At 38.9% G+C, this 15,144-nt stretch carries 16 protein-coding genes; 7 read left to right on the forward strand and 9 right to left on the reverse strand.

Translation table 11 applies throughout. From position 1 onward, the window contains the following. Nucleotides 1-79 precede the first annotated feature (79 nt). A complete protein-coding gene (locus tag CEF16_RS09185) occupies nucleotides 80-1,099 on the forward strand; it encodes a DUF3231 family protein (RefSeq protein WP_139185990.1) in 1,020 nt (339 codons plus the stop codon). 191 nt (nucleotides 1,100-1,290) lie between these two features. On the opposite strand, the gene CEF16_RS09190 is transcribed toward CEF16_RS09185, so the two are convergent. After that, nucleotides 1,291-2,259 (reverse strand): ABC transporter substrate-binding protein, encoded by a 969-nt coding sequence (locus tag CEF16_RS09190; protein WP_091586765.1) that lies wholly within the window; start codon nucleotides 2,257-2,259, stop codon nucleotides 1,291-1,293. A gap of 195 nt (nucleotides 2,260-2,454) precedes the next feature. Here CEF16_RS09190 and CEF16_RS09195 point away from each other — a divergent pair, with 195 nt between their 5' ends. From CEF16_RS09195 to CEF16_RS09205, 3 genes are read left to right on the forward strand one after another with little or no spacing between them, the layout of a single operon-like run. Continuing rightward, complete coding sequence (locus CEF16_RS09195) at nucleotides 2,455-3,468, forward strand: FecCD family ABC transporter permease (protein WP_091586766.1); 1,014 nt, start codon at nucleotides 2,455-2,457, stop codon at nucleotides 3,466-3,468. Further along, the gene (locus CEF16_RS09200) at nucleotides 3,465-4,523 is read left to right on the forward strand and encodes a FecCD family ABC transporter permease (RefSeq protein ID WP_091586767.1); all 1,059 of its coding nucleotides are present in this window, start codon (nucleotides 3,465-3,467) and stop codon (nucleotides 4,521-4,523) included. The genes CEF16_RS09195 and CEF16_RS09200 overlap by 4 nt, the downstream gene beginning before the upstream one ends. A gap of 15 nt (nucleotides 4,524-4,538) precedes the next feature. Beyond that, nucleotides 4,539-5,378, forward strand: a complete 840-nt coding sequence (locus CEF16_RS09205) for an ABC transporter ATP-binding protein (RefSeq protein WP_091586768.1) — start codon at nucleotides 4,539-4,541, stop codon at nucleotides 5,376-5,378. Between the two features lie 513 nt (nucleotides 5,379-5,891). Here CEF16_RS09205 and CEF16_RS09210 read toward each other — a convergent pair. Together CEF16_RS09210 and CEF16_RS09215 are read right to left on the reverse strand one after the other, a co-directional pair. After that, nucleotides 5,892-7,385, reverse strand: a complete 1,494-nt coding sequence (locus CEF16_RS09210) for a potassium/proton antiporter (protein WP_091586769.1) — start codon at nucleotides 7,383-7,385, stop codon at nucleotides 5,892-5,894. A gap of 13 nt (nucleotides 7,386-7,398) precedes the next feature. Then, entirely contained in the window at nucleotides 7,399-7,941 is a 543-nt protein-coding gene (locus CEF16_RS09215) for a tyrosine-type recombinase/integrase (protein WP_091586770.1), read from the reverse strand. Between the two features lie 527 nt (nucleotides 7,942-8,468). Between CEF16_RS09215 and yunB the strand changes: the two genes are divergently transcribed. Both yunB and CEF16_RS09225 read left to right on the forward strand, forming a co-directional pair. Continuing rightward, complete coding sequence (gene yunB, locus CEF16_RS09220; RefSeq protein ID WP_091586771.1) at nucleotides 8,469-9,245, forward strand: sporulation protein YunB; 777 nt, start codon at nucleotides 8,469-8,471, stop codon at nucleotides 9,243-9,245. Further along, nucleotides 9,226-9,462 (forward strand): hypothetical protein, encoded by a 237-nt coding sequence (locus CEF16_RS09225; protein ID WP_091586772.1) that lies wholly within the window; start codon nucleotides 9,226-9,228, stop codon nucleotides 9,460-9,462. Before yunB ends, CEF16_RS09225 begins: the two co-directional genes overlap by 20 nt. Here CEF16_RS09225 and queF read toward each other — a convergent pair. From queF to queC, 4 genes are read right to left on the reverse strand one after another with little or no spacing between them, the layout of a single operon-like run. Beyond that, the gene (gene queF, locus CEF16_RS09230; protein ID WP_091586773.1) at nucleotides 9,459-9,950 is read right to left on the reverse strand and encodes a preQ(1) synthase; all 492 of its coding nucleotides are present in this window, start codon (nucleotides 9,948-9,950) and stop codon (nucleotides 9,459-9,461) included. The genes CEF16_RS09225 and queF overlap by 4 nt on opposite strands. A gap of 5 nt (nucleotides 9,951-9,955) precedes the next feature. Next, nucleotides 9,956-10,675, reverse strand: a complete 720-nt coding sequence (queE, locus tag CEF16_RS09235) for a 7-carboxy-7-deazaguanine synthase QueE (protein ID WP_091586774.1) — start codon at nucleotides 10,673-10,675, stop codon at nucleotides 9,956-9,958. After that, nucleotides 10,672-11,121 carry a 6-carboxytetrahydropterin synthase QueD gene (gene queD, locus CEF16_RS09240; RefSeq protein ID WP_091586775.1) on the reverse strand — a complete coding sequence of 150 codons (450 nt, stop codon included), beginning with the start codon at nucleotides 11,119-11,121 and terminating at the stop codon, nucleotides 10,672-10,674. The genes queE and queD overlap by 4 nt, the downstream gene beginning before the upstream one ends. After that, nucleotides 11,121-11,813, reverse strand: coding sequence for a 7-cyano-7-deazaguanine synthase QueC (gene queC, locus CEF16_RS09245; protein ID WP_091586776.1), 693 nt, complete (start codon nucleotides 11,811-11,813; stop codon nucleotides 11,121-11,123). Before queC ends, queD begins: the two co-directional genes overlap by 1 nt. A gap of 718 nt (nucleotides 11,814-12,531) precedes the next feature. On the opposite strand from queC, the gene CEF16_RS24850 reads away from it, so the two are divergent. Beyond that, on the forward strand, nucleotides 12,532-12,654 hold the full coding sequence (locus CEF16_RS24850; protein ID WP_281259163.1) for a hypothetical protein: 123 nt from the start codon (nucleotides 12,532-12,534) through the stop codon (nucleotides 12,652-12,654). Between the two features lie 379 nt (nucleotides 12,655-13,033). Here the strand turns inward: CEF16_RS24850 and dcd are convergent, their stop codons facing one another. Further along, nucleotides 13,034-13,576 carry a dCTP deaminase gene (dcd, locus tag CEF16_RS09250; protein WP_091586777.1) on the reverse strand — a complete coding sequence of 181 codons (543 nt, stop codon included), beginning with the start codon at nucleotides 13,574-13,576 and terminating at the stop codon, nucleotides 13,034-13,036. A gap of 154 nt (nucleotides 13,577-13,730) precedes the next feature. After that, a complete protein-coding gene (locus CEF16_RS09255; protein WP_091586778.1) occupies nucleotides 13,731-15,071 on the reverse strand; it encodes a polysaccharide biosynthesis protein in 1,341 nt (446 codons plus the stop codon). Nucleotides 15,072-15,144: the final 73 nt, after the last annotated feature.

The following is a 15,144-nucleotide window of genomic DNA, read 5'->3' on the forward strand; positions in this document are numbered from 1 at the left end:
CATTTATTTAAGTATAAAAGCGCTCATACAAAATCCGATCTTTTTTATATAAAAATGATGCAGAAAAAAATAATCATGTTTGGCAGGAGGAAATATGGAGACATCAAGCCACATTCGTTTAACATCTTCTGAAATAGCAACTTTATGGACTTCTTACTTAAACAACTCTATGTCTATATGTGTACTTGAGTATTTTTTAAAAACAGTTGAAGACGAACAAATTAAATCCGCCATTGAAGATGGACTTCAATACTCAAAAGAATACAACCAAATAATTACAGAAATTTTTAATACAGAAGAGTTTCCTATCCCGCAAGGTTTTACTGAAACCGATGTAAATCTAAAAGCACCACGTCTATTTACAGATATTTTTATAATTAACTTCCTTAAAAGCATGGCGAAAATAGGACTGGTAACGTATTCGTTATCATTTTCAATAGTTTCTCGCGAAGATGTTCGTTCTTTATATAAGTATTGTACTGAAACAACAATCAAGCTTGATGAAAATTCAATAGGAGTATTGAAAAAACAGGGACTGTATATCCGCCCTCCTTATATTTCTTATCCTGACAAAGTACGTTTTGTTCATGACAAAAGTTTTTTAGCTGGTTTTACAACTCATAGAAGACCTTTAACAGCTCAAGAAATCACCTATCTGTTTACCAATATAGATACAAACACGTTAGGAAACACGCTAATGCTCGGCTTTGCTCAGACGGCTGAGTCAAAAGATGTGCAAAAGTTTATTTGGAAAGGGCAAAGAATATCAGAAAAGCATAAAAAGCAATTTTCCCAAAAGCTAATAGATGAACATTTACCTACTCCCGGACCTTGGGATACGGGTGTTACGAAGTCAACAGAAGCACCGTTTTCGGATAAACTCATGCTATACATGACATCGTTTCTAAATACATCTGGCATTAGCAATTATGGTCTGGCAATGGGGGCAAGCCCAAGACATGACCTTGGGCTTTTATATGCACGACTTGTTGCAGAAATAGTAAAATTTTCAGAAGATACTGCTGACCTGATGATCGAAAAAGGATGGCTTGAAGAACCTCCGCAATCAGAAAATCGAAATAAATTAATGAATAATTAAGTAGACAAGAGCAATTTTCCTGTTAACGGCCCGGAGTCGAAAGTCAACATGTTCAGCTAATTAAAATGAATTTCTACTAAATATAAGTGGTTTTTAATTGTACTGTAAGATGATAATCTTTTAGTCGAACAACAAAGAAAAAAGAAAGACCCGTAGTCAAATAACTGCGGGTCTTACCAAAAAGTAAATATTTATTCTTCTATGAAATATTGTTCAAGATCCTCTACCATCAGATTAGCAGCGAGATAACCTCCGGCTGTATTCCAAATAGCATCACTCACTTGATGAGCATTTCCTTCTTTTACAACCTCAAGATTTTGAAACAAAGAATCCTTTGTCCATTCTTCTTGAAGTTCTGTTGCTGCCCCATCTCCTGTCTCATACGAGAAGTAAAACAGTGCATCTCCATCCATATCTGGAATACTCTCTTTTGTAGCCTTTTCTATAAAGCTATCACTCTTTTGGTTTTCAGGACGGTCAAATCCAATGTCGTCCAAAATGACACCTGAAAAAGAGTCCTGGTGATAAATTCGGACATGGTCAGGCATAAAACGTACGACGGAAACCTTTTGATCGAGTGTGTCTTCTCCTGCTTTTTCAGCAAAATCGGAAAGACGCTCATCATACTCGGTGAGTAATTCTTCTCCTTCTTCTTCCATATTTAAGGCTTCAGCGTATTGTTTAAAGTTCGTTTGCCATTCTCCACGTAACGTTTCAGAGAAAACAGTTGGCGCAATTTCATTTAACTGATTATAAATATCTTCTTGGCGCATTTTATTTCCAATGATCAAATCTGGATTTAATGAAGCCACTTTTTCAATATTAACGTTGGATTCATCACCAACTACTTCTACCCCTTCCATTTGATCAGATATGTGATCATACCAAGGGTCTCCCGTCCAAGATTCCACGGCCCCAACTGGTTTTTTGCCAAGGGCAAGCAAAGCTTCTGTTCCTTCATTTGTTAAAATAACGATATTTTCCGGTTCTTCCTCAATGGTTGTTTCACCCATTGCGTGTTCTACTGTGTAACTTTCAAACTCTTCTGCCTTATCATCTTCTGAATCAGAAGACGCAGCTGTTTCTTCATCTGTTCCGCAAGCTGCTAATAAGAAAATACTTGCTAATACAAACATGAATGCAAAATATGTTTTTTTCATAAAAATTATGTATCCCCCCTGCAACTGATTATTATTTTCAATTACGTATCGTATCATAATATAAATCCCTATGTTTCGTCAACAAAAAATGATAATGATTCTCAAAATCGTTGACAGTAAGATCCGTAAGAATTAATGTAGAGAGTGTATATTTTGATATTGTAAACATCATTCAAAACAGGGATTTGGTTAAATATGGCAATAAAAACAACGAAAATGAAGGGATGGGGATTCGTTGCAGCAATTCTAGTGTTATGCTTGGCTACAATGGGAAGTATTGTCTTAGGATACACCGAGGTAACGTTGAATCACTTGTATCAGGTCCTCTTTCACTTTGAACAATTTAAAGAGTCTAACACACATATTATTATCCTTGAAGCTAGAATTCCTAGAGCGCTTATCGCAATTTGTGTAGGGGCATCTCTAGCGATTGCCGGGGTTCTCATGCAGGCTTTGACGAGAAACCCGCTGGCTTCTCCCAGCATTTTTGGTATTAATGCTGGAGCCTCGTTATTTATTGTAGTGGTTATTATATATATTCCATCTATTTCACTACAAGGAATGACCTGGGTCTCGTTTACTGGTGCTGCAGCAGCTTCTCTTATTGTTTATGCGGTAGGGGGATTAGGACGAGAAGGTTTAACGCCGCTTCGTTTGACACTTGCCGGTGCAGCGATTGCAGCATTGTTTTCTTCTCTGACACAAGGTTTGCTTGTCCTAAATGAAAAAGCTTTAGATGAAGTATTATTTTGGCTGGCCGGCTCTGTCCAAGGAAGAGGACTTCAATATTTATATCCAGTGCTCCCTTATTTTATCGGTGCTTGGGCAGGCTCTCTCCTTATTTCACGGCACATCAACATACTTATCATGGGAGAAGATGTTGCTCAAAGTCTAGGAGGACGAATCGCTGTTATAAAAGCGATAGCTGGAATATTGATTGTCGGTTTAGCGGGCGGGGCAGTCGCAGTAGCAGGACCAATTGTTTTTATTGGTATTGTTGTCCCCCATTTTGCACGCGCTATTGCCGGCCAGGATCATCGCTGGGTTATTCCGTATTCTGGTGTTCTTGGAGCCGTATTACTCTTATTAGCGGATATTAGTGCACGATTTATTATTATGCCGGAGGAAGTTCCAGTCGGGGTCATGACGGCTATTATCGGCACTCCCTTTTTCGTCTATTTAGCCCGAAAAGGATGGAAAGAATCATGAGCAAAAATAAGGTTTTCCGAACGAAAAACGATCGATTTTCATTTATGTTTGACCAAAAATCAGTTTTTAACATTCTTTTCATGACATGTGTGTTACTGGTTTTGTTTCTTGTCTCCGCTTCTATAGGGGAATCTTTTATACATCCGCTTCAAGTTATGAAAACATTGTTCGGACATGGGGAACCAGGCGATCAGCTCATCATTGAGACCTTGCGGATGCCAAGACTGCTTGTCGCCTTATTTGCCGGTGCAGGTCTTGCCATATCTGGAGCGATACTACAAGGTATGATAAAAAATCCGCTAGCTTCGCCAGATATTATTGGAATTACAGGGGGAGCAGGTGTGACTGTCGTTCTTTTCCTTGCTTTATTTAGCGACGATAATCACTCCCTTATCGTGAGCGTGCAATGGATGCCGTTAGCAGCATTTCTTGGGGCAGCCGTATTAGGGTTCATTGTGTATTTTCTCTCCTACAAAAACGGAATTTCTCCGATACGTCTTATCTTGATTGGCATTGGTTTATCAACGCTTATGCAAGCATTAACAACGATGTTTATGATGCTAGGCCCGATACATAGAGCTGCCCAAGCCAACCTCTGGCTTACAGGCAGTGTAAATGGGGCCAGTTGGACAGACGTTCAATTGATGGCTCCTGTTATTATTATCTTATTTTTATTGACACTCTTAAGCTTTAGAAAAGTAAATGCTCAAACGTTGGGAGGAGAACTTGCTTTAAGCATCGGAGCTCATCTGCAGCGGGACCGCATCCTTATGCTTATTTTATGCACAGGATTAGCAGGTACTACTGTAGCGTTTGCAGGAGGGATTGGATTTGTGGGGTTAATGGCTCCCCATATGGCAAGACGTCTTGTCGGTTCTTCCTATGGAGCACTTATCCCTTTATCTGCTCTTATTGGCGCCATCCTTGTTATGAGTGCTGATTTACTCGGCCGAACCGCCTTTTCACCGCATGAGGTTCCAGCCGGTGTATTTACCGCCACGATCGGGGCTCCTTATTTTATTTATTTATTATATAAAAGTAAAAACAGATCCTAAGGGGGAGAATATGTAATGAAAACGATTAAAGGCGAAAATCTAACGATTGGATACGGTGATACGACCATTATTGACTCTCTAGACGTTGCTATTCCAAAGGGAAAAGTGACCGTTTTAATTGGTGGTAATGGCTGCGGGAAATCTACTCTTCTGCGTTCTTTATCCCGTCTCTTAAAACCAGATGCCGGCCAGATTATTTTAGAAGGTGCAGATATTTCAAAAATGCGTACAAAGGAAATAGCTAAAAAGATGGCTGTTCTTCCTCAGAGCCCAACAGCACCTGAAGGCCTGACCGTTCTCCAGCTCGTTAAACAAGGGCGCTATCCTTACCAAAGCTGGGCAAAGCAGTGGTCAAAAAAGGATGAAGAGGCTGTAACAAAAGCGTTAGAAGCAGCCAATATGACTGATCTTCAAGATCGTCCTGTCGATTCTCTCTCCGGCGGACAGCGGCAGCGGGCATGGATTGCTATGATACTTGCTCAAAACACAGAAACATTGTTATTAGATGAACCTACTACTTATCTTGATATGACTCATCAGATTGACATTCTTGATCTATTATTTGATTTAAACAAACAATATGGCCGCACCATTGTCATGGTACTGCACGATCTTAATTTAGCTTGCAGGTATGCAGACCATATCATTGCTATAAAAGATAAAACGATCTATTCACAAGGACAGCCTGAAGACATTATTTCTTGTGATTTAGTAAGAAACGTATTTCAAATGGAATGCCAGGTAACCGAAGATCCACTTTTTGGTACACCGCTTTGTATCCCTCACGGAAAGGGACGCTGCTTATTTAATAAGGTGGATAATAAACATGAAAAATCCCCAGTTAAAATCGGATGAAGAAGAAAAATTTCATTCGCAAATGGCTCTACGATAAAATATTTTCTTAGCGTTTGGTTAGTGGTAAATGGTATTGGAGCGACTACCTTTGGTATATTGCAATTCAACGATCCAATGGATACAAAACACCCATCATCGCTATCTCTTCTATATGCATTGGTTTAGTTGCCTTCTTTGCTACAGACCGAAAGATTAATAAACTACCAAAAGAACAACAATCTAGTAAAAAACGAAATAAAGATATTTTAAACAATAAAGCTGTTGAGCGAATTACTCAGCAGCTTTTAATTTTCTTCAGACCAGTTTTCAATACAAATAATAACTGGCGTTTGCAACTTTTTACTGAGACATATTTTTAAAGTACTAGCTTTTATTGGGCAGAAATTGAAATTTTACCTTTTCTGCCCCAAATTTTTAAATTCATCTATAGCGTATTCTCCACAATACTATAACTTACTCCATTTTTACTCTCTATACTTAACACTTTTTTAGTTAAACGTTATTTTAATTTACTCACAATACCTTCTGCTGTTTTTCTTTCTTTTTTTCTAATAACTGCTTCAATGCCTCTTTTTCTTTTCGGGAGACAAGAATATATAAAAAATCTCCAGCTTGAATGTCCGTTTCTCCATAAGGGGTAATTAATCTCTCATCTCTTACAATAGCACTGATTGTCGCTTTCCGTGGAAAAGGAATTTCGTGTAATTTTTTACCAACAACCGCTGTTTCCTGGTTGGTTTTGAATTGCACCATTTCAGCATTCGCTTTTCCAATCGAAATTAACTCAATAGAGTGGTGAGGAGTATCCTTTTTAGGTCCCACAAGGTTTAGCATTTTTGCTACATGGGATATTGTCGAACCTTGAACTAATGCGGACGTTAACACGATGAAAAATACGACATTAAAAATCAATTGACTGTTTTCTAATTCTGCAACCACTGGAAATGTGGCTAAAACAATTGGAACAGCCCCACGTAATCCCGCCCAAGATACGAATATTTTTTCTTTAAACGTGAATTTCATTCCTAAAGTGGATAGAAATACAGCTATAGGACGTGCGACAAACATTAGTATAATAGACATTAGTAACCCGTAAAGGACGATTTCCATCGTAAATAGTTGTTCCGGGAAAGCTAGTAAGCCAAGAATAATGAACATAAGAATTTGCGCCATCCAAGCAAACCCTTCATTAAATTGAAAGATGGAATATCGATAGGTTAACTCGGAGTTGCCGATCACTAATGCAGCCACATATACAGCTAAAAACCCACTACCGCCTATAAAGGCTGTGACACTATAGGTTAATAAAGCAAACGCTACAGAAAAAATAGGATAAAGTCCACTCGATTCTAGGTTAATTCGGTTAATGGAATAAGAAGCAGCTTTTCCTATAATAAAACCAAGTCCTAACCCAATTCCCATTTGCCAAAAAAAGTTTGGAATAAGCATTAATAGACTCATATCATCTGCAAGAATTAACTCAATGAATCCAAGGGTCAAAAATACAGCCATCGGATCGTTAGTCCCAGATTCAGCCTCCAAAGCAGCCCCCATTTTTGCCTTGATGTTTCGTTCTTTTAAAGCGGCAAATACGGCTGCAGCATCTGTTGAGCCTACAATGGCACCAAAAAGGAAAGCTTCAAACCATGTTATATCAAAAATTAACATTGCTGATAAACCCACAATAGCAGAGGTTAGAAATACTCCTAGCGTAGCTAAGGAAAGTGCTGGTACAGCAACTGACTTAACAGTTGTCCATTTCGTCTGAAGGCCCCCTTCAAACAATATTACAACCAAAGCTAAAATACCAATAAGTTGGGCTGCTTCAGCATTATCGAAGTAAACTAAACCTAAACCATCACTGCCAATAATCATACCGACAAGGATAAAAAGAACAAGTGCAGGAAGCCCAAAACGATCCGAGAACTTTGCTACTAACACCCCACTAATTAACAGCAAAGCCCCCAAAAGAACAAAGGCGTCATTTCCGAATGCTTCCAAAAACATATTTAGCCTCCCGTTATAAATTCACATCTATTTTGTGTCGTTCTGTTTTTTCTACTCCGATGTATTTTAATGTCTCAGATGGAGCAGCTTGATGAAATCTTTGTTGAATGAAAGAAACGGCGATCCCTTTCACATAAGCATGATACCCAAATGTTTTCCGAAGGGTATGAGTTCCCGCTTTTTCTTTAATTCCCACTTTTTTGGCAGCTTCATTAATAATACGGTAGGCCTGCTGTCTAGTAATAGGGTTTTCGCCCCGGGAAGATTGAAACAAGTAGCTATGCTGTAAACCTATCTCGGTTTGAAAGTGATGTTTAAATGCCCGTCTTATTTGCTCATTTAAATAAACAGACTGGTTATCTATTTCCATAAAGAGGCGGAAGTTTCCCTGATTGTCAACGACATCTTCAACCTTCAATTGAAGTAACTGTCCTATACGTAATCCCGTGTTAATCCCCATGACAAACAATAAATAATCTCTGGTGGATTTCTTTTTTATTACTTCTTTCATTAATTGAATTTTCTGTACATCTTTTATAGTAGATACATATTCCACCCGTGACCACCCCAACACGTAACTTAATATCATTTTACCATGAATGTATGTTACCTAATACTAATATGCTTTTCTCGATAGCTATTTAAATGTTCTCCATCACTTTACATAATGAAGATATAAAAAAAAGCCTCCTTATTATCAAGAGGACTGCTCTCTAGTAAACTTCATTAACGAGACGGTTAATGAATCATGACTTCCAAACGGCAATTCATAATTACTTCAGCCATATTAGTTTTTGGATATCCTATCTAATTAAGGCAACTTAATCTTACTGTATTTTTGTTTTTACATCTTCCTGTTTCTAATATGAGAAATAATTTACATTCCTCCTCCATTTAAAACGGTGGTTATTATTAATTTTGTATTGCTCTTCTTGCAGGAGGAGTGGGTTGTATTTTTCTTCCAATCTATACGGAATTACAGGTAGTTTCTCTTTTTATTTGGTCCATTTTGGGGAGTATAATTACTTTATAATGAAATATGTTTACATATAGGTCAATGCTCAATCAGGGAGGATACATTCATTGAGGAAAAGAAAATTGCGTACTCCCGGTAAGTATCCTTTATCTTTTGGAAAGGTATTAATCATTTCTCTATGCATTTTCATCATATTAACTATTCAAGGTATTTGGCTGGTTAATAAACAAATTACTCCAACCTTATTGGAAATCGCAAACCTTGAAACGCAAAAAATTGCCACCTCAACAATCAACTATGCCGTAACCTCTACTTTAAAGGATGTAGACATGAATAAATTAATCGAAATAGAAAAAGGGGATAATGGTGAAGTAGCATCTATTGGTTTTAACAGTAATGTTTACAACCAAGTAACCACAAATGCCGTCTCTGAAGCCCAACATTACTTGATGAAAATGGAACAAGGGGCGGTTCCAGAATCAGCTTCCCAATTTATTGCACATCATTCAAAGGAAGAAGATAGCGCCTTATACAGTATCCCATTAGGAAGAGCTACCGATAATGCCATATTAGCTCAGTTAGGACCTTTAATTCCTATTGAACTTACTGCAATTGGTGATGTGGATGTTGAATTAAACGAAGAAATACAGGAAAAAGGGATTAACAATACTTGGGTCCGAGTCTCTCTTGATTTAGAAGTAGATGTAGAAATCATTATCCCATTTGCTACGGATACCAGCGTAGTGAAAACAACGATCCCAGTTGGAATGCTTTTTGTCCCAGGTGACGTACCTGATTTTTATAGCGAAAAAGGTGGAGGGGAAATCTCAACACCAGCAGTTATTGAAGAGGAAGAACAAGAAGTTGATAATTCTAAACAATAATATCTATAAACAACCTCCTGTGACAAACACTGAAATAGCTTACACAGGAGGTCTGACTTCTTCTATAGGAACATATTTAGCAAAAGTTCCTCATTATCGTGTGCACACAAGCAGCCCGTCCACTGATAAACATGCATCAAAAACGACAGAATGTATGCTTTCTTATCTGCTAAAAAACCTGATCCAGCAGCAGATCTGCGGACCAGGTCAGGATTAGCGGTTATCGATGTTTTCTGGATGCATGTCATGATAGAGCAGCCGTTGAGACGCCATTTCTTCGTATTTTGTTCCCGAACGGCCGTAGTTGACATATGGATCTATCGAAATGCCGCCGCGCGGAGTAAATTTCCCCCACACTTCCAAATAGCGTGGATCCATCAATTCCACCAGATCATTGACAATCATGTTGATCGCATCTTCATGAAAACCGCCGTGGTTGCGATAACTAAACAAATACAATTTTAATGACTTGCTTTCTACCATTTTCTTTTCAGGTATATAACTAATATATAAGGCAGCAAAATCAGGCTGTCCTGTTTTCGGGCAAAGCGTAGTAAACTCAGGACAGTTAAATTTTACAAAGTAGTCCCGGTTCGGATGATTATTTTCAAACGTTTCTAATAGAGACGGATCATATTCAAACGTATAGCTCGTATCTTCACTTCCCAAGTGGGAAAGGTGCTCTACACCTTTTCCTTCCGGCATATTTCTTACACTCCTTGTTTATTCCCCCACAGCAATGTATGCAGCTGCGGCAGGACTTTCACTTCGTTTAAACGCTCAGAAGCAATAACTTTTTCCACCAGCTCTTCATATCTGTTTAATAAATGAGACAGCAGCCAGCTGTTATCGGCTGTCTCGAGATGCTCATTACCTGTTTGTAAAAACATAGCAATGTGCGGGTATCGCTGATGCACGTCTACAGCATATTCCAAATCTTTATCGTCAAATATGACGATTTTTAAACTGACTTCTTTATCTTCCCGATCGTTTAATTGGCGAATATATTCATCGAGCTGCTCCCAGTTTGTATCCATGCCAGAACTAGGCGGTTTAGGAGAAATCGTTACTTCATCAATGTCTTTCATCCAGTGCTGCCAAATCGTACCTTGTGTTTCTACAGCGGTTTTTATTCCTTTTTCTTGCAGCATTTTAACGACTTCACCCAATCCGCTGTGAAGAGCTGGATTTCCGCCTGAAATCGTAACATGGTTAAAAGCAGCACCGCCAATGGTTTCGAGCTTTTCAATAATCTCATCAACGTTTAACAGCTCCGCTTGTTGCGAACCATCCCACGTAAAAGCCGAATCGCACCATGAACAGCGGTAATCACAGCCGCCGGTCCGAATAAACATTGTTTTTTGTCCGATAACCATTCCTTCTCCTTGAATAGTCGGCCCGAAAATTTCTAATACAGGGACTTTTTTCATGATGAAAAATCCCCTTTCTTCGGGCGGTACACCACATAGCTTGTCGGTGTTTCCCGCACAAGCACCTGAAGGCAGCACGGTTTGTTGTCACATTGATCTAACTCGCGCTGCACAAGCTGCCAAATCGTCCTTGCCACTACTTCTGTAGTAGGAAACGTATCTGCTGAATTTGTTTGAGACTCGCCAAATTCGTGGTAATCGTTTAATAAGGAATGGTCAAACCGCTTATGAACAATGTCTTTTAACAATTTAAAGTCGATTAAAAAGCCAGTGTCATTCAATTCGTCTCCCGCGATGGTCAGATTAATGACATACGTATGTCCATGAATATTTGTGCATTTGCCTGCAGCACTTGCAGGGATAAAATGCGCTGCTGCCAAATGCATATCCTTATTCAATTCATATCGGTATTCATGCTGTACTTGCGGGTAAAATTGATGAAGCATTATTCTTCCCGTTCCTTTTCTTTAATATATTGTTCATAACCAGCCTGGCGCAGCCTGCATGCTGGACATTCTCCGCAGCCGTCCCCTGGGACGCCGTTGTAGCAGGTTAATGTCTTTTCTTTAACATAGGAAAGTCTGCCAAGTTTATCAGCAAGCTCCCATGTTTCTTTTTTATCGAGCCACATTAACGGGGTGTGCAGTACAAAGTCTTTATCCAGCGCTAGGTTTAAAGAAACATTCAGTGATTTGACAAACACATCGCGGCAATCGGGGTAACCGCTGTAATCTGTTTCGCAAACCCCGGTAACAATGTGTTTTGCCCCTTTTTGAGACGCATAGATCGTTGCAAAGGAGAAAAATAACAGATTTCTTCCCTCCACAAAGGTATTTGGCAATTCTCCATCTTGGCCGTCCTGAACCTTTATATCATCTCTTGTTAATGCGTTTGGAGCAAGCTGATTTAATAACGACATATCCATCACTTTATGCTCTATACCATGCTCTTCTGTAATAGATTTCGCCACCTTTAACTCTTCACGATGGCGCTGGCCGTAATCGAAGGTGACAGCACTGACCTCTTCAAATCGTTCAAGCGCCCAAAACAAGCAGGTGGTACTATCCTGGCCGCCGCTAAATACGACTACTGCCTTTTCATTAGCAAAACTCAAGGCCAATCCCTCTTTCTTATCCATGTGCCTGCTTGAAGACACAACTTTTAATATATTTATATAGCCATAAGACATTGTCTGTCTTCAGCTGAACAATTATTTGTTGACAACATTCCCATTATAACATTTTCAGCTGTATTTAGCTTTTTAAAACTTCCTTGCTTAAAGAAAGCACTATTCACATAATAAATGATTTCCTAATGAAAAGGCTCGATTCTATGATGAACCGAACCCTTTACGTCTTATAGATCGTATATATAAAGTTCTAACAATTTTTTCGGCCTAGAGTAATAATAACCTTGAAGGTAGTGACATTGCAATAATTGCAGCTCACCGAACCTGTGATTCTTCTTCTATGCGTTCTGCTATCACTTTCCCAGCCGATCGGAAAAACCAATCCACAAAAACCCAAATACCAAATAAATTCCAAAGCTTCATAATTTTATTTGAAAGCAGCTGTACACGTTTGCGTTTTGTATCCGAATTTCCCCTCTATCTTCCCATAAAGAGTACAGCATCGCTATTTATTATTTCCGTTGCTTTGTTTCTTTTTAAGAAGTTACTATTAGCGCTCCCTGAATAAAGAAGAAAAAAAGAGTAATTTGAAGAAAATTAAAGAAAATACCGGTTTTTATCCGTTTCCACAGGAAATGTTTCCGTTTTCCTCTTTATATTTAGATTTTGCTAAAAAATGTATGGGAGAGGATAATGAAGACATAATGAATAGAAAGAAGGAATACAAATGAAGAAATTCTTTGAGGATTTTCTTGAAAATAAGTTTGCGCGTTCACAAAAAGAAGCTGCGCGTGTCATTAAAGAGTATCAAGCCGGAAAAGGGCATATCGACCACTTTTTCTTAAAATAAAACGAATGGAAGGTATCTTTTAAGTGTTATTCACTTAGAGGATGCCTTCTTTTTTTATACTTTGGGGATATTTGACTTTGTTGAAGGTTCAAAGTATATTGCCGTTCGGACTTGGTGGTAAGCTGAGTTTTTCTAATAAAACTGTTTTAAAACAAGCCGATTCACGGTAAGCTTCAGTACCAGCAGCCGCCTCACTCATTAACCCATTTCACCTGAAAACTCTGCTAAGTGTCAAAAGTCAAAAAATTAATGCATAAAATCAGGCTTTCTTCTGCTGCCGACTGGTTCTTTTACGGAACGGCGATGTGTTTTCATACAACATTGGAAGAGCCGCCTCCCATGCTTTTGAGACAGCTCCTTGGCGGCTTTGTTTTTGAAGTTATTTTTCACTTGTTTCTTCATCGAGGTAAACTTGGCTTCCAACTGCTTTTCGCTGTCCTTGATATTTTCCTTGGTATGGCACCGCTGCTTTTTTATCCATAAATGCGAATACGAGCTGAGCTATTCGGCGCCCGGCTTTTAACCGGATAGGCAGGCGATTAGCGTTATAAAGTTCAAGGGTGATTTCCCCTTCAAAGCCGGGGTCGACCCAGCCGGCATTTTGTATAAACAGCCCCATCCGGCCGATAGAACTTCTTCCTTCCACAAATGCAGTCACTTGATCTGGAAGTCGGATATATTCTTTCGTGGTAGCAAGCAAGAAAGAATGAGGCGGAATGATGACTTCTTCACTTTCAAACTCTACGTATTTTGCCGGTTCATCTAGAGCAATGGATTCAATCGCATTTTCATCAATTTTTAAAAAATGAGTGCCCAGTCTTATATCTACGGATGCTGGCTGGATTTGATGTTCCTTGATGGGATCGATCTGCAGCTCCTCTTGGTCTATCATGGTTTTGATTGTTTGGTCCGATAAAATCAACAGTATTGCCTCCTGGTCTCTCGTTAAATTCTTTTTCTCTTATTTAGTATATATAATTGCACAAGCTTACGCTAGAGAAGGATAAGATTGTGGTTCATTTTTTTATGGATGAATCGTTCATCCTGTTTCCATTCTAGTCTCCTCTCTACATTTTTTAGAATGTTTTTCCTTCATGTATTTCTCGGAAGCTTAATCCTACTGGCTGATCCAACCGTTTTCGAATCGTCAAATAATGCATAAACGTAAGAATAATAATGCCTGTGTTCATTCCTATAATGACCCCATCCATTTGCAGCTGCGGCATGGAGCCAAGTACATACATGAGTATAAATGAAACCGTCGTCGACCAGATAGAATGTAGAAATGCATCCTTTACGAGTCCAAGACCAATAAGAAAGGCTTGCATCGGTATGACAAAAAAATGAAAGAAAAAGTAAGGAGCCAAAAGCTGCAAGTAAACCGCTGCAGGCGACTTTTCAAAAAACAGGCTCGTCAATTCGCTTGAGAAAAAATAAAAAATCCAAACAGCCGGAACAGCATAGACAAACGTTCCCGCCATAATTTTATTTAACAGGGCGCTTAACGAAGAAACGTGTTTTTTGGCATATGCTTCAGAAACAGTCGGAATAAGAATAATCAGTAATGAATGAGCAATGAAAGCTGGGAAAAACCCAATCGTAAACGCAACCCCTGCCAGCTTTCCATATTGCACAGTAGCCTGTTCTTCTACCACTCCTGCGTTCATAAGGGCTGCTTTTATCAAAAACGGCTTGACCGCAAAGGAAGCAGCATGAAAGATTCGAAGTCCTGTTGTCGGCAGGGAAACAGCCAAAAGTGTGTGTAAGACAGATGTTTTTTTCATAGGCTCGGAAGGTGTTTTTTTCAACCTTTTCATTTCTCTTAAAAATAATACAAACAAGTATAAAAACACCACGATTTCGGTACCTATCAGAGTGCACAAGCTTAATAGTATTGCAGTATCCGCTTCAAAATGGAATAATTGGAATACTGCTATTAAAAGGACTAGTTGGACTGCTCTTCTTAAAAAATTAGCTACCGCAATTTTCCCCATATGCTGCGTTCCCATAAAATAACCTCTAGCAATCGATGACAACGCGATGACAGGAATAAGAATCAATAATAAGTATGGCAATGCTGTGTGATACTGATCAAAGACCGGAATCAGAGGAAATACAATAAAGGCCGCTGCCAAACATGCAACCATAAAAGTACCCGTAAAACGTATCGTATGGTAAAGCAAACTTCTATGGTATGTCTCTTCCTTTTCTGCTACTGCTTTTGAAATCGATATGGGCAGCTCCATACTCGCTATCACAACTAAAAATACTATCGTTGGAAGAATGGACATATACAAACCGAGTCCTTTTTCTCCCAGTTCACGGGCTAACACCATATTAATCAAGAATTCCAAACATTCTCCTAAAAATGCCGCCACAATAAGCAAGAATGTCCCGACAACAAACGTATTTTTCATATGGCCTCCCCTTCTCTCCACAACTCTTTTATTTATATGAGACAAGTTGCAGAAGTATTTATCCTGACGAAGC

It is taken from the genome of Alteribacillus bidgolensis, from assembly GCF_002886255.1.
Taxonomy (GTDB): domain Bacteria; phylum Bacillota; class Bacilli; order Bacillales; family Marinococcaceae; genus Alteribacillus; species Alteribacillus bidgolensis.

Coding starts and splice junctions, on each gene's coding strand:
- queC (WP_091586776.1), bottom strand. CDS start 11,813: ATGGATAAGAAAGAGGGATTGGCCTTGAGTTTTGCTAATGAAAAGGCA.
- queF (WP_091586773.1), bottom strand. CDS start 9,950: ATGCCGGAAGGAAAAGGTGTAGAGCACCTTTCCCACTTGGGAAGTGAA.
- CEF16_RS09190 (WP_091586765.1), bottom strand. CDS start 2,259: ATGAAAAAAACATATTTTGCATTCATGTTTGTATTAGCAAGTATTTTC.
- CEF16_RS09205 (WP_091586768.1), top strand. CDS start 4,539: ATGAAAACGATTAAAGGCGAAAATCTAACGATTGGATACGGTGATACG.
- CEF16_RS09210 (WP_091586769.1), bottom strand. CDS start 7,385: ATGTTTTTGGAAGCATTCGGAAATGACGCCTTTGTTCTTTTGGGGGCT.
- CEF16_RS09255 (WP_091586778.1), bottom strand. CDS start 15,071: ATGAAAAATACGTTTGTTGTCGGGACATTCTTGCTTATTGTGGCGGCA.
- CEF16_RS09195 (WP_091586766.1), top strand. CDS start 2,455: ATGGCAATAAAAACAACGAAAATGAAGGGATGGGGATTCGTTGCAGCA.
- CEF16_RS09200 (WP_091586767.1), top strand. CDS start 3,465: ATGAGCAAAAATAAGGTTTTCCGAACGAAAAACGATCGATTTTCATTT.
- queD (WP_091586775.1), bottom strand. CDS start 11,121: ATGCTTCATCAATTTTACCCGCAAGTACAGCATGAATACCGATATGAA.
- CEF16_RS24850 (WP_281259163.1), top strand. CDS start 12,532: ATGAAGAAATTCTTTGAGGATTTTCTTGAAAATAAGTTTGCGCGTTCA.
- queE (WP_091586774.1), bottom strand. CDS start 10,675: ATGAAAAAAGTCCCTGTATTAGAAATTTTCGGGCCGACTATTCAAGGA.